A 14,339-nucleotide genomic window follows, 5' to 3' on the forward strand; every position below is an offset into this window, starting at 1 on the left:
TAATAAACATCAAAAATAGAAACATGAATAAGTTTAACTCAATTATTGCGATCGCATTATTGGCGGTTACATTTACCGCTTGTAAAAAAGACAATGAAGAACCTCTTGTTATTGCTCCACCATCAGATGGTAGCACCTTAACATTGAATGGATTACTAGCCGCTGAGGCAGGAAATGCAGCTGGTAACAGCGTTTATGTGGATTTTAGTGCCGACAAACAAACAACAGTTGACAGGGACAGCTGGGATTTAGGATTTTATTCCGGTTCGGATTTCAAAGTTATCTTAAATGCCACAAACGGTTCTTCTGTAATTGCTGTTAATAAAACCGATTTAAATTCAGTGACCATTGCTGATTTTGATCCCAATACACTGAAAGTTGGTCAGGGCGGTGGAACTTTCGCCCTGATTGATGATTCGAGAGAAGCTAATATTCTTACCAAAACTGCCATTTCTGCGATCTCCGCCAACGATACAGAAAACAAAGCATACATTCTTAACAGAAAAGGCGGTTCAAATACTGTTCTAGCCAATGACGAGTTATATAAAATCAGAATTATCAGAAAAGGTACTGGCTATACGTTGCAATATGCTAAAGTTGCTGAAACTACTTTTAAAACAATTGACATCACTAAAAATACTGATGCCAATTTTCAATTCGCTTCACTGGTTAAAGGTATAACAGTATCTGTTGAACCTGCAAAAGCAAGTTGGGACATCGTTTGGGGATACAGCATGTATTGGACTTCTGCAGGTACAGAACAACTTCCTTATGCATTTTCTGATTTGGTTTTCATTAACAATCAGGGAGGTACTTCGGCAGCTCAAGTTTCTACTGCGACGAAAACGTATGCTTCTTTCGCTGAATCTGATATTACCGGCCTGACGTTCTCTACCGCAAGAGATGTAATTGGATCTACCTGGAGAAATACAACAGGAACTGCAATTGGTGTTAAAACTAATGTTTTTTACGTCGTAAAAGACGGATCCGGAAATGTTTACAAATTAAAATTCAACAGCTTTATTTCTAACGATGGTGGTACCCGCGGTAAACCGGTTATTGAATACAAATTGGTTAAAAAAGGATAGTCGAATTCTTCATCAAAATATGTTTTGTTAGTTGGATAATGGCCTGCCGCGATGGTGGGCTTTATCTTTTAGAGATTTTCAATTGGTTTTCTGTAACTGACACAATATCTATGATGGACTGGATACTGTGACGCTAACCAATGCAAAAACCCTCAAATGCAAAAAGGTCCCGATAAATCGGAACCTTTTCGTTCTACTCGCGAAATATTATTTTCCAGAGTTTTTCTTTTCAGTTACTTCTGCACGGATTTCTTGTGCTAAAACTTTAAGATCTTGCATTGCTTTACGCACACGAGTACCAGCAGCTGCATTGCCAGCGTTATAAAATTTTTCTACATCTGCTTCAATAGCAGCAACAGCAGCTTTAACTTTTGAGAATTTTTCCATCGCTAATTGATGTTTTTAAGGTTTAAAAAATTTATTTTTTCAATAATACGTATTTACCTTGAATTAACAAGAGAAAGCAAATATTAATTTGAAAGAAGTTTTGCACATCTTAAGAAGTAAAAAATGCCTTTATACACTTATAGAAGTATTTTTTTCTTTACAATCCCCATTTATTGATGCTGTTTTGTAAGGTGTATTAAGTTATTAAAGGTTTTGTTAGCACTTTCAATACAACGCTCATAATCAGGCTCGGTTACGGTTTCATTTAACACGGCAACAAACATTTTCCATTTTGAGCTTAGTTCATCCCCGTATACGCCGTAGTAATTTAAACCATCCTTATGATAGGCAAAATCGGGATTTTTCAAAATACTTTTTTTGATTACGTTACCGCCCAATGTTGCCCCTTCGAGCACATACAATGCGCCCAAAACTTCAGCATCGTTATTTTCCGGTACGAATAACTCAAAATTTAAATCAGGCAATGATGCCGGATCTATCTTCCAATAATCTAAATCCTTTTCAAGAGCAGCGAGCTTAAAACGTGTATGCATTTGCAACTTTTCAATGATATCTGCGTTCAGCATATCAACCAATTTTTGTTCAAGCTTATAATGGATGATGTAATTAACTATGAGTAGTTTCTTATATTCCGCGATATTCAACGAACCATTCATAATTTCGTTTATGAACATCCGCGACTCTAACTGAGTGTGCATGTCAGCAGTTCGGGTCCTTAGTAGATTGGCAATCATTAAGATTATTTTTTTTTAAAAATTCGGGTTTCGATTGTTTTAATTTAATCGAAGGTGTTGACTAAACCAGAAATCATGTACCGAATGAACACACTTTAACAGATTATCGTACCCATCAGGTTTTGTTAAATAAGCATTCGCTCCGAATTCTATAGATGCTTTCACGTCATCGGGATTATCAGAAGTTGAAAATAAAATAACTGGTATCGTTTTAAGATAAGGAATATCTCTTATAAATTTCAGTAAATCCAGGCCAGAGAGACCAGGCAAATTTAAATCGAGCAATATCAATTTAGGTTTAGTTTTACTATCTGCGAAACTTTTTAACTTCGCCAACGCTTCCATCCCGTCCTCAACAATTGTCAGATTTAAGCTATCCTTAACTTCCTGCACAGCACTTTGCATAAAGAAAGCATAGTCTGAATCATCCTCTACATAAAATATATCTGTTGTTTTCATTCTATTTGTTCTTAAAAGCCAGGTAAAAGGTTGAGCCTATGTTTAGTTCACTCTCAAACCACACCCTTCCATTATGTCTTTCCATCACCCTTTTTACAATGGCTAAGCCAACTCCTGTCCCTTCAATATCCTTGGCATTATCCATACGTTTAAAGAGTTCGAAAACCCTATTGTAATAACGGTTATCAATTCCCATACCATTATCTTTTACCCGGTATATGGTCTCGTCACCATCTATATACGCAGAAATTTCAATTTTAGGTTTATCGACCTTCGAAGAATACTTAACACCATTTGTTATCAGGTTGGTAAACACCTGAACCAACATTGTCCTATCTCCTTTTAAATCAATTAATTGTCCTAAAACAAGTTCGGCTTTGTCCATTTTATATGCAGCAGAAACTTCTGCTATAACTTCATTCAATAAAGACTGCATATCAACGTTTTCAAAATGTATATCAGAACGGCCGACTCTGGCTAGATTAAGAATTTCTTTGATGAGAAAGTTCATTTTATCAGCGCCTGTTAAAATCCTGCCCAACATTTTTTTAGCACTCTCATCAATACTCTTATTTCTAAGTATTAATTCTGCATATGTTTTAATCGATGTTAAAGGTGTACGTAAATCGTGAGAAATTGTATAACTAAAGGTATCCAATTCTTCATAGGCATTTTGTAACTTCTCGTTAAGTAGCCTTATTTCATTTGCTTTCTTATTTACATTGGAAATAATTATCTCTCGTATTCGCAATACAGAGGCAATTTCTTCAGGCAACCACTTCTGTGATGTGTTATTAACCACCTGGGACCAAATCTCGAATGACTTTCTTGGCGACAAGCTTAATAAGCCATCCGCTGTCGGTTTTAATGTTTCTTTATCGGGGTTACCCGCCCAGTTTACAGTGGCGATTTGTTCGGGTTTAAACCAAATAATCATTTCATTAAGCTCTTTGCTTAACGAACAAGCCAAAATACCCGATGCAATGTTTTTATATCGTTTAGCAGGACTGAATATTTCCGACAACCTGTGGGTGTAAAAAATAGATTCGTCACTTGATGATTTAAGCCACTCTGCCAGCTCATTAATTTCATCGTTTGTAGGTACAGCACCAATTGTTCTTATTTCATTTTCAAAAATTAAAACCGCACCTGTTGCCGTTGTTACATCTAAAATATTTACGTCATGGTCTGTAAGTGCATCTGCCAAATATTTATCTCGGTTTAAATGTGCTGTTAGTATATTAGCCGTATTTTTAAATTGCGTTACAATTTCAGAATTTTCTTCATCCTGGCGATATTCCAAGGCCGACGAAAGGATTTGACCTATCAATTTGGAGCCTTCACGCGCTTTGTAATCAATAAACTTGGGGCTATAATTATGGCAGGCAATTAATCCCCATAATTCACCCTGCGAAATCAACGAAATGCTAAAGCTGGAATGAACGCCCATATTTTTTAAATACTGAATATGAATTGGCGATACGGCCCTCAAACTTCCATTAGTCAAATCTAAAGGTTGGTTTTCTTTAAACGTAATTATTGGTGAGTCCTCCTTATTTACATCGGCAATTAACCTCGTCAAATTTAACTTGTATAATTCTCTAGCCTGCTGGGGAATATCAGATGCTGGGTAGTGCAAACCAAAAAAGGGTTCGAGATCAGGCTCTTTTTCTTCTGCGACTACTTCACCATGCCCCCCATCCAAAAACTTGTAAATCATAATTCTATCATAATTTATCAGTTTCTTGACTTCTAAAGCAGCACCTTGTAACAGCGCCGTCACGGTTTTACCCTGTAACATGGCTGATGCTGCCCGACCTATCAAACTCTGAATATCATATTGTAAGGTGAGTGGCTCAAATTCCAAAAGCCATTCGTTTTGAGATGATGAAATTATCAGATAAAATGGCTTATCACCGATTTTAATCGGATAGGGCGAAATGGCATCAAAACTTTTCCTGACGATTCCGAGCTTCAGTAAATCTTCAATATCAAATTCAATAGCTTGTGGATTTATGAATTTGTTTATAATGGATACAGATTTTTCTAATAAATCCTCCGGCGCCGATTTCAAAAAAAACAACGCATTCTCACTAATGTAAGAGATGTTGTAGGTTGATTGCTCTACGGCAATTAAAAACCCGTGTGATTGAACTTTACCAGGAATATGAATCGGCTCCTTATCACAATTTGTTAGATCTACAGAAAATTTGTTCATAAAATGGTTACAAAAATATCAGATTTTTTTAATTCTCAAAGCTTAATAATTTACATACGTAGCAACTGAATAAAGTTTTGGGATTTATTTTTTATTATATATTTGTTAAAAATTTAAAAAAAATCAGTTGGCAAAAAAAAATATTCTGGTTGTAGAGGATAACCATGCAATTTTAGACGTTATAACACTTATTCTGGAGAGCGAAGCTTTCAATGTTGCCGGCTTAAACAAAGGCGCCGAATTTCTGAATCATGTTCAGGACTTCCAACCCGATGTTATCATTATGGACATTATGCTTCCTGATATAGATGGAAGAGTTTTGCTAAAAGAACTAAAGGCCAATAAGCTGACAACACATATTCCTGTTTTAATGATTTCAGCAAGGTACAATTCATCTAATTATATGCTGGATGAAATTGCTGCCGACGAATTTATGGCCAAGCCATTTAATATTGATGAATTAATGGATAAAATCTATTTGTTGCTGAAAAATTCAACAGACTAATCTGACATACCAGGTAGTTTGATACCATCGCTTTTCAAATTTCTCAATAGCTCTTTTTGAAAATGTAGTTTTGTATCCATAAAGCCGTGCGACTTCAGCCAAACATTTAAAATCACCTTGAATCCGCTTTCTTCGAGTGCGGAAATACCTATACGCCTTTCCGGAGATTTAAGGCAATGTTTAAATTCATCTACAGTGCGATTAAAAATTTCGTAAATTTTTTCATAATCAATGCCGTAACTGAACTTCATTTCCACATCCAGCCTTCTGCTACCCTGCATACTTATGTTGATGATGACTTCATTGGACAGCTTGCTGTTTGGAATTACAACAGTTCTGTTATCAAATGTGGTTACAATCGTATAAAATATCTGAATGGAGCTAACCGTTCCTTCCTGCCCCTGGGCAATAATGTTGTCGCCCACAACAAACGGCTTCAATAATAAGATCAGCACACCGCTTGCGAAATTTTGTAGGGTACCCGACAGCGCCAAACCAGCTGCAATGCCGATGCCACCAATTAGAACCGTCAAAAACGTTAACTGTATACCCACAATCTGCATTACAGTTAACACCAATAAAATTCGTAGCGCAATAACAATTAAGCTTGAAAGAAATGGTTGTAGTGATGGATTAACATTTCTTTTGTGCATGCCGTTTGAAATCCACTTTCCAAATAATTTTATCAGCCATAAACCCACAAAGAGTAAAACCAGACCTAATATTACGGAAGGTCCCCTGGCAATTATCCAGTCATAGGTCTTATCATAGAAGCTGTTAATTTTATTCGCATCAATTTTCATAAGCAGAAGGCGCGCGTATTATGGTTTTTTATGTTTTACTGGAGCGTCTTTGTCTGTATTAACTTTTTTTGCATCTTTTGCGGATGTTGTTTTTTCAGTCGCACCTTTGGCTTTCGAAGTTTTCGGCGCAGTGGCTTTACTGCTTTCTGCCGGGGTTTTTGAACTTTTCATATCTTTATTCCTCTTTAATTAACCATTCAATTGCAATATCAAGTTCTTCTGGCTTAAATCCTTTAGAAGCACCCGGTGTTGCAATTGTAAATATATCTGTAAATCTTTCTACACTTGTTTCGGTTGTTACAACTGCTATTTTTTTCCACTTGGTAAAATTTTCCAGGCCAGCCCTTGCGTCCTGAACCCAGGCACCAGCCGTGAAATTTTTAACGTCGGTATCCAGAACTAGTAAATACCTTATCTCACCAAATTTATCAGCAGTTCGTTCCAGTCCTGGCAACAAAACATCTTTTATATCGTCACTGTCTACCGGTCCGGTCGCTCGGACTCCAAATATTTTATCCGGAAGTCCGGTTATCTCTGTAAGCATATGTTATTCTTTACTAAACAGAACATCATATAGCTAAAAGATGTTTGAAAATTGACTCAATTATAAATATCTAAAAACAGTATCTCATTGATTACGTTATAGTAACATTACTCATTTAACTAAAAATTAACTTATGAAAAACAGTTTGTACAAATTGTTCGTTGCTTTTGGCTTTTTAGCGACAGGGATTTCTGCGTGTAATAGCGATAACAAAACAACAGCAACCAGCGATTCCCTTAATATGGATTCTACTGTAACAAAGTCTTTGAAGCCGGCAGGTCCGCCACCTGAATGGGGTAAAACAATCAGGCCTGAAATGCAGGCCTTGATCGAAAAACTCACCAGTTACGGAGATAAACCTTTAGAAACACTTAACGCAGTTGATGCTAGAAAAAATCATACGCCCACTGATGCTGTTATGGACTTGGTTAAATTGAACAATATAACCATTCCCGAAGCCAAAGTAGATACAGTGGGCAAGGATATAAACGTGAACGGTGGAAAAATTCATTTACGAATTTACACCCCTAAAACGGGTTCTGGACCATTTCCTCTTATTGTTTATTACCACGGTGGTGGCTTCGTTATAGCAAATCTAGATGTTTACAATGCTTCTGCACAGGGATTAGCAGAACAGGTTGGAGCGGTAGTTATTTCGGTTGCTTACCGTTTAGCCCCTGAAAATAAATTTCCTACGGCACATAATGATGCATTTGCCGCATATGAATGGGCAGTTAAAAATGCATCAAATCTAAAGGCAGACCCGGCTAAAATTGCTGTCGTAGGCGAAAGTGCAGGAGGTAATTTGGCAGCTAATGTTTCAATTGAAGCCAGAGACAAACACATTATGATTCCAGTTCACCAGGTGTTGGTTTACCCGATAGCACAATCAAATATGAATACCGAGTCTTACAAACTGTATACTGATGCTAAACCTTTAAATAAAGCGATGATGGGTTGGTTTACAGAAAAGTATTTGACAACCATGATTGAGGCTCAAAACCCAAAAATTTCATTAGTTAATGCAAACTTAAAAGGTTTGCCTCCCACAACTGTAATTACGGCTGAGATAGACCCTCTACACGATGATGGTGTCATGCTTGCGAATAAATTATCTGACGCAGGCGTAACAGTTAACAGTAGAAATTATGAGGGTGTTACACACGAATTTTTTGGAATGAGTATTTTGGTTCCAGAAGCAAAAGCAGCACAGGCTTATGCTGCCGACCAGTTGAAAGCAGCATTTAAATAACTTACCTAAAATTATTTAAGGGGCTCTAAAACCCCTTAAATAATTAAATTCCGTTAAGCGCCTTTTTTAGAGCCTAAGCTCTGCATGAGTTGTTCGTATAAATCATCGCTATTTGCTTTTTGCGGTTTTATTTTCTTCACTGTAGCACGTTTTCCTTTAGATTTAGCTTTAATTATTTTAAGCAGCTCATCGCTATAATCATCTTTGAAAGCACTCAAATCAAATTTTGAAGTGTATTGTTTGATTAACGCTAAGCCTACATCCATTTCTTTTTTTGTGATGGTTATGTCATCCACTTTGTTTATTTCGGAAAAGTCTCTTATCTCCTGCTGAAATCTAATTTTGGTTACCACCATAACTCCATCCATAGGATGGATAACACAAAGATTTTCAGTATTTCTAAGTACAAATCTGGCGACACCTGCTTTTCCTGATTTTTCTAAAGCTTTTAAAAGTAAGGCGTAAGCTTTCCTGCCTTGTTTTTCTGGTTCTGTATAGTAAGATGTTTCGTAATAGACAGGATTAATGTCCTTAATGTCCACAAAGTTTTCCAGCTCAATTATCTTTGTTTTTTCGGGTGCCGCCTCTTCAAAATCATGTTTGTCTAAAATGATGTACTTATCTTTCATAAAATAGCCCTTAACAATTTTCTCATAGGGTACTTCTTTATGGCTATTTTCATTCACCCTAAGGAATTTTATTTTAGCATGGTCCCTCTCATCAAGCATATCTAAATCAAGGTTACTGTTCTGCACACCCGAAAACAACTTTACCGGAATATTTACCAGCCCGAACCCTATAGAACCTTTCCAAATTGATCTCATAAAACTTTTTTTTAAGCTTAATACTAACAAGTCTTTAAATAATATTGTTTTGGCTTAAATATCCGCTAATTAGAAGCATACTCAAACTATTTAATTAATTGTATGTTATTTATGTATAATCTCTTAAATACCTATGAAAATTGCTTACATATCAACTTATCCTCCACGTGAATGTGGACTAGCCACGTTTAATCAGAATTTAGTAAATGCATTAAGCTTAAACTCATCTTATGATGCTGCTCAGAGTTTTGTTGTTGCAATGAACGAATCAGAAGATTTAAACGAACATGCTTATCCTGAAGATGTTAAGTTTATTATACGTCAGCAAAATCAGCAGGATTATTTAGATGCGGCTGATTTTATAAATAACAGCAATATAGATACATGCATCATTGAACATGAATTTGGTATATATGGAGGTAATAGTGGTATTTTTCTATTATCGTTACTAAACAGACTAAAGAAACCTTTTATTACAGTGCTGCACACCGTTTTGAAAGACCCAAGTTTTATGCAACAAACCATTATAAAAGAGATCGCTTCAAAATCTTCCAAAATAGTGGTTATGAGCAAAAAAGCAGTATTGTTCTTAACAAGTATCTATCAGATTCCATCATCCCAAATAAAGTTAATCGCACATGGTGTTCCGGATTTGGAACCAATCAGTAACAATGCCGTTTCTCAAAGTGACTTGTTCAGAAACAAAAAAGTATTGTTCACATTCGGACTTATCAGTCGAAACAAGGGACTTGAAACCGTTATAAAAGCTTTACCCGATGTAGTGAAAAGGCATCCGGAAGTACTGTATGTCATTTTGGGGAACACACATCCAGGCGTGGTAAAACACAACGGAGAGGAATATCGTGATAGCCTTAAGGCCCTGGCTAAAGACCTGGGTGTAGAAAAAAACATTGCTTTCGTTAATAAGTTCGTTTCTGAAGAAGAACTCCACCAATATTTAACCGCTTGTTACCTATACATTACGCCTTATTTGAATGAGGCGCAAATTACAAGCGGTACATTATCGTATGCTGTGGGGGCAGGTGCAGCTGTGGTATCTACACCTTATTGGCATGCACAAGAATTACTTTCGGAAAACCGTGGCGAACTTTTCGACTTTAAGAACGACAGCCAGCTGGCTAAGATTATCAATAATTTATTGGAAGACAAGGTGAAGTACCAAAGCCTTAAAAATAATGCTTATCAATACGGGTTAGATTTAAGGTGGCCTGCAATTGGTAATGTTTACATGTCTGCATTGCAGGAAGCTCTTGACAGTGGAAAAAAACCGGCAAGAAAAGTTCCTCCTGTTATCGATGTGGATAGTATGCCGGCACTTAATTTAAGTCATATTGAGCTACTAACAGATGATACCGGCATAATTCAACACGCAAAATTCGGCATTCCCAATCTGAAAGAAGGTTACTGTATTGATGATAATGCAAGGGCTTTAATTCTTTCATTAATGGCTTATGATCAGGATAAAAGTAAGAAGGCCTTAAAATTGATGCCGGTATATCTGAGCTTTATCCAGTACATGCAACGTGAGGACGGGAACTTTAGAAATTTCCTGAGTTTTAACAGAAATTACCTGGATGAGGTTGGTTCTGAGGATTCATTCGGACGAACCATTTGGTCGCTTGGCTATCTGATTAATATCGGCCCTAATAATTCTTATCGTGAGTTCGGACGCGAACTTTTTGGCAACGCTGTTCCGCATTTTAAAAAATTAAAGTACTTGCGTGCAATTGCCAATACAATTATCGGCATAGCTTATTACCTGCGTTCGCATCCTGGAGATGAATTATTGGTCAATGAAATAAACAGGCTTTCGAAATCATTAACTGATGCATATTCAAACAATAAGGACGGGGACTGGCATTGGTATGAAGATATTTTAACTTACGATAATGCCATCCTTCCATTAGCACTTTTATGTCATTATGAAGTTACCGGCAACAGCGAATCTCACCGTACAGCGATGGAAAGCATCAAATTTTTAAACAGCTTTTCTTTTGAAAATGGGTATTTGAATCCAGTAGGAAATGCGGGTTGGATGAAAAAAAATGGAAAAAATCCAGTGTACGATCAGCAGGCGCTGGAAACAATGGCTATGGTTCTACTCTACTCGAAAGCCTTTGAAATTACTAAAGATGATGCTTACCTAAACCTGATGCAGACAAGTTACGAGTGGTTCTTAGGAAAGAATAGCCTGCACATTCCCCTTTATGATTTTGAAACCAATGGTTGTGCGGATGGCTTACAATTTAATAGTGTGAATAGAAACCAGGGTGCAGAAAGCACATTGGCATACTTCATATCACACCTTACCGTTCTTAACACAGCAGAAATTGAATTTCAGTCTTTCTCTTCACCATTAATTCAGGTGGATAAGTACGCATAAACTTTTTGATGAAATTGTGCCCGGTTCCAATAGGGATCGGGCTTTTTGGTTTAAAAAAAGTTTGCACTCTGTAATATTTGATATACATTCTTCCTATTAAGACAAAAATTTGCAACTTTTAGGGATTGAATCTTAACCAACAAATTAATTCATTCCTAAAATGCAAAATAGATTAACATTATTACTGTTTTTTGTGGTCAGCTTCGCTTATGCACAAAAAAAACCATTAGATCATAAAGTTTATGATTCATGGGAAGCTGTAGGAACCAAGCAATTATCAAATAACGGGCAGTTGGCTTTGTATAGTGTAGTTCAGCAGGAAGGCGATGCAGTGTTATACATCACTAACTTAAAAACCAATTCAAAAATCAGCGTGCCGCGAGCAGCCCTTGGCCAATTTAGTAACGATTCAAAATTCGCAGCTTTTTTAATAAAACCTTTTTATAAAGATTTGCGCCAGGCGAAAATAAAAAAAACTAAGCCCGATGCCCTTCCAAAGGATACTTTAGGGATAGCCAACCTGACTAATAATAACGTAATCAAAATAGCAAGGGTAAAATCTTTCAAAATGCCTGAAACAGGCTTTGGCTATTTAGCCTATCAATTAGATAAATTAGATACAGCTAAAAAAGCGCTTGCCCCTACGCTTAAAAAAGACATTGCAATAGATTTCGCAGATGATGAACCAGCTGGCGGCCCCAAAAAAGAAGAAGGGACAGATCTTATTGTTAGAAACCTCGCTACAGGCGTAGACAAAATTTATAAATACGTTACCGATTACGCCTTCAGTAAAGATGGCAAGCAACTTGTATTTGCCTGTAGCGGTTCAAAAAAAGATAAAACTGCTCCGCAGGGCGTTTACCTTTTAAATACAGAAAAAGGACTATTGAAAACACTTGTTAAAGGAAGAGGTAGCTTTAAAGGTTTTACTTTTGACGATGAAAGTGAGCATTTGGCCTTCGTTGGCGAACAAGATCCAGAGAAAAAGGAGATTAAAAATTACAACGTTTACTACAACTCTTTAACATTGGATACCGCTCAAACTATTGTTGATTATGACATGCCTGGATTACCAGCGAAATGGTCGGTAAGTGGCGAGGGCAAGGTTTCCTTTAGTAAAGATGGTAAGAAATTATTTTTTGGCATCGCTCCTGTTAGGAAAGCAAAAGACACAACAATAATAGATTTTGAGGTGGCAAAGGTTGATGTTTGGAATTATAAGGATGATTATTTACAACCAATGCAACTTAAAAATGCAGACAGAGATAGCAAAAGAAGCTTTCTATCTGTAATAGATGTTTACGGCAGCGACCCTAAAGTTATTCCTTTAACCGATTTAAGTTTACCTGATGCCAATATGGTAAGCGATGGAAATGCAGATTTTGTGCTGGCATCTACTGATTTCGGCCGCAGAATTGAATCACAATGGAGCGGTTCAACTTTAAGAGATTATTATTTAGTTGATACGAAAACCGGTCAGCGTAAAAAGATTATCGAGAAACTTAATGGAAATGCATCTGCATCTCCAGCTGGAAATTATGTAATCTATTTTGACGAAAACACTTCAAACTGGTTTACTTATCATGTAGCCTCCGGTAAAGTTACTCAACTCAACAATGGCATGAATGTTAAGTTTGCCGATGAAGAAAATGATGTTCCTGATACTCCAAAAGCTTATGGTATTGCTACCTGGACAGAAGATGATAAGGCCGTTTTGATTTACGATCGTTACGACATCTGGTCATTTTCGCCCGATGGTAAATCCCCTGCAAAAAACATCACCAATAACTTTGGCCGCGATAACAAAATAACACTTCGTTATGAGCGGACGCAGCAGGATAACCGTTTCGAGCGTGGAGCCGACACTAAATTTGTTAAAGCAAATGAATTGCTTTGGTTAAATGGGTTTAATAATTCAACCAAAGAGAACGGCTTCTATCGTAAAAATGCAGGCACACTTAAAAACCCTGATTTGGTGGTAATGGGCAAAAATAAATATTCCAATTTGCTGAAAGCCAAAGAGGCCGATGTGTATATTTTTGATAAAGGAAATTATGTAGCCTCACCTGATGTGTACGTAACCACAGACTTTAAATCCGAGACAAAATTATCAGCAACCAACCCACAACAGGCAAACTATAATTGGGGAACTGCAGAATTGGTTAAATGGACTACGCCAAAAGGTTATCAATCAGAAGGCATTTTATATAAACCCGAAAACTTCGATCCATCTAAGAAATACCCGATGATAGTTTATTTCTATGAAAAATTATCCGATGGGTTATATGCTTATCAGGCTCCTGCGCCTACGCCATCACGATTAAATATTTCATTCTTTGTGAGCAATGGCTATTTGGTGTTTGCACCTGATATCAGCTATACAACTGGTCATCCGGGACAATCAGCGGTCGAATTTATCAATTCCGGTGTAGAAAATCTGAAGAAAAACACCTGGGTGGATGGAAGTAAAATCGGCATTCAGGGCCAAAGTTGGGGCGGCTACCAGGTTGCCTATTTAATTACACAAAACGACATGTATGCAGCCGCATGGGCTGGTGCGCCGGTGGTTAACATGACCTCTGCTTATGGCGGTATTCGCTGGGAAAGTGGCATGAACCGCCAGTTTCAATATGAAAAAACGCAAAGCCGGATTGGTGCCACGCTCTGGGAGAAACCTGAATTGTATGTGGAAAATTCCCCTCTTTTTATGTTTCCAAAAGTGAATACACCGGTTGTGGTTATGGCAAATGATGCCGATGGCGCTGTGCCCTGGTACCAGGGTATTGAGATGTTTACCGGCTTACGTCGCCTGGGTAAACCAGTTTGGATGTTAAACTACAATGGCGAAGCGCATAACCTGGTTCAGCGCCAGAACCGTAAGGACATCCAAATTCGGGAGCAGCAATTCTTTGATTATTATTTAAAGGGCGCTAAAGCACCTGCCTGGATGACCACCGGCGTACCAGCAACCGAAAAAGGAAGAACCTGGGGTTTTGAATTAACGGATGATAAGCCTTAAATACTTATAACCAAGGGAAAAAGCAAGATAACAAACCGTTATCTTGCTTTTCTTTTGAACAAGAAGATTTATTAGTCAATA

Annotated in this window: 13 protein-coding genes; 5 read left to right on the plus strand and 8 right to left on the minus strand. The window is 37.3% G+C overall.

The features are described from left to right. Nucleotides 1–23 precede the first annotated feature (23 nt). Nucleotides 24–1,088, plus strand: coding sequence for an HmuY family protein (locus tag ASF92_RS17990; protein WP_056096516.1), 1,065 nt, complete (start codon nt 24–26; stop codon nt 1,086–1,088). A gap of 207 nt (nt 1,089–1,295) precedes the next feature. Here the strand turns inward: ASF92_RS17990 and ASF92_RS17995 are convergent, their stop codons facing one another. From ASF92_RS17995 to ASF92_RS18010, 4 genes are all read right to left on the minus strand, one after another. After that, entirely contained in the window at nt 1,296–1,475 is a 180-nt protein-coding gene (locus ASF92_RS17995; RefSeq protein WP_056096518.1) for a hypothetical protein, read from the minus strand. 170 nt (nt 1,476–1,645) lie between these two features. After that, nucleotides 1,646–2,230 (minus strand): biliverdin-producing heme oxygenase, encoded by a 585-nt coding sequence (locus tag ASF92_RS18000; protein WP_082489610.1) that lies wholly within the window; start codon nt 2,228–2,230, stop codon nt 1,646–1,648. A gap of 39 nt (nt 2,231–2,269) precedes the next feature. After that, nucleotides 2,270–2,689 carry a response regulator gene (locus ASF92_RS18005; protein ID WP_056096525.1) on the minus strand — a complete coding sequence of 140 codons (420 nt, stop codon included), beginning with the start codon at nt 2,687–2,689 and terminating at the stop codon, nt 2,270–2,272. Between the two features lies 1 nt (nt 2,690). Continuing rightward, nucleotides 2,691–4,907 (minus strand): ATP-binding protein, encoded by a 2,217-nt coding sequence (locus ASF92_RS18010; protein WP_056096528.1) that lies wholly within the window; start codon nt 4,905–4,907, stop codon nt 2,691–2,693. Between the two features lie 127 nt (nt 4,908–5,034). On the opposite strand from ASF92_RS18010, the gene ASF92_RS18015 reads away from it, so the two are divergent. After that, a complete protein-coding gene (locus ASF92_RS18015; protein ID WP_056096531.1) occupies nt 5,035–5,412 on the plus strand; it encodes a response regulator transcription factor in 378 nt (125 codons plus the stop codon). On the opposite strand, the gene ASF92_RS18020 is transcribed toward ASF92_RS18015, so the two are convergent. From ASF92_RS18020 to ASF92_RS18025, 3 genes are read right to left on the minus strand one after another with little or no spacing between them, the layout of a single operon-like run. Continuing rightward, nucleotides 5,409–6,215: a mechanosensitive ion channel family protein gene (locus tag ASF92_RS18020; RefSeq protein WP_056096534.1), complete on the minus strand. Its 807-nt coding sequence runs from the start codon at nt 6,213–6,215 to the stop codon at nt 5,409–5,411. The two genes, ASF92_RS18015 and ASF92_RS18020, sit on opposite strands and share 4 nt — an antisense overlap. 18 nt (nt 6,216–6,233) lie before the next feature. Continuing rightward, entirely contained in the window at nt 6,234–6,386 is a 153-nt protein-coding gene (locus ASF92_RS21100; protein ID WP_157263966.1) for a hypothetical protein, read from the minus strand. A 4-nt stretch (nt 6,387–6,390) separates the two neighbouring features. Continuing rightward, the gene (locus ASF92_RS18025; protein WP_056096537.1) at nt 6,391–6,759 is read right to left on the minus strand and encodes an STAS/SEC14 domain-containing protein; all 369 of its coding nucleotides are present in this window, start codon (nt 6,757–6,759) and stop codon (nt 6,391–6,393) included. Between the two features lie 133 nt (nt 6,760–6,892). On the opposite strand from ASF92_RS18025, the gene ASF92_RS18030 reads away from it, so the two are divergent. Next, nucleotides 6,893–8,011, plus strand: a complete 1,119-nt coding sequence (locus ASF92_RS18030; RefSeq protein WP_056096539.1) for an alpha/beta hydrolase fold domain-containing protein — start codon at nt 6,893–6,895, stop codon at nt 8,009–8,011. A 53-nt stretch (nt 8,012–8,064) separates the two neighbouring features. On the opposite strand, the gene ASF92_RS18035 is transcribed toward ASF92_RS18030, so the two are convergent. Continuing rightward, on the minus strand, nt 8,065–8,835 hold the full coding sequence (locus ASF92_RS18035; RefSeq protein WP_056096542.1) for a Ku protein: 771 nt from the start codon (nt 8,833–8,835) through the stop codon (nt 8,065–8,067). A gap of 133 nt (nt 8,836–8,968) precedes the next feature. Between ASF92_RS18035 and ASF92_RS18040 the strand changes: the two genes are divergently transcribed. After that, entirely contained in the window at nt 8,969–11,239 is a 2,271-nt protein-coding gene (locus ASF92_RS18040; RefSeq protein ID WP_056096545.1) for a glycosyltransferase family 4 protein, read from the plus strand. A gap of 160 nt (nt 11,240–11,399) precedes the next feature. After that, nucleotides 11,400–14,258, plus strand: a complete 2,859-nt coding sequence (locus ASF92_RS18045; protein ID WP_056096548.1) for a prolyl oligopeptidase family serine peptidase — start codon at nt 11,400–11,402, stop codon at nt 14,256–14,258. The last annotated feature ends 81 nt before the right edge of the window (nt 14,259–14,339 follow it).

Source organism: Pedobacter sp. Leaf176, assembly GCF_001424305.1.
Taxonomy (GTDB): Bacteria; Bacteroidota; Bacteroidia; order Sphingobacteriales; family Sphingobacteriaceae; genus Pedobacter.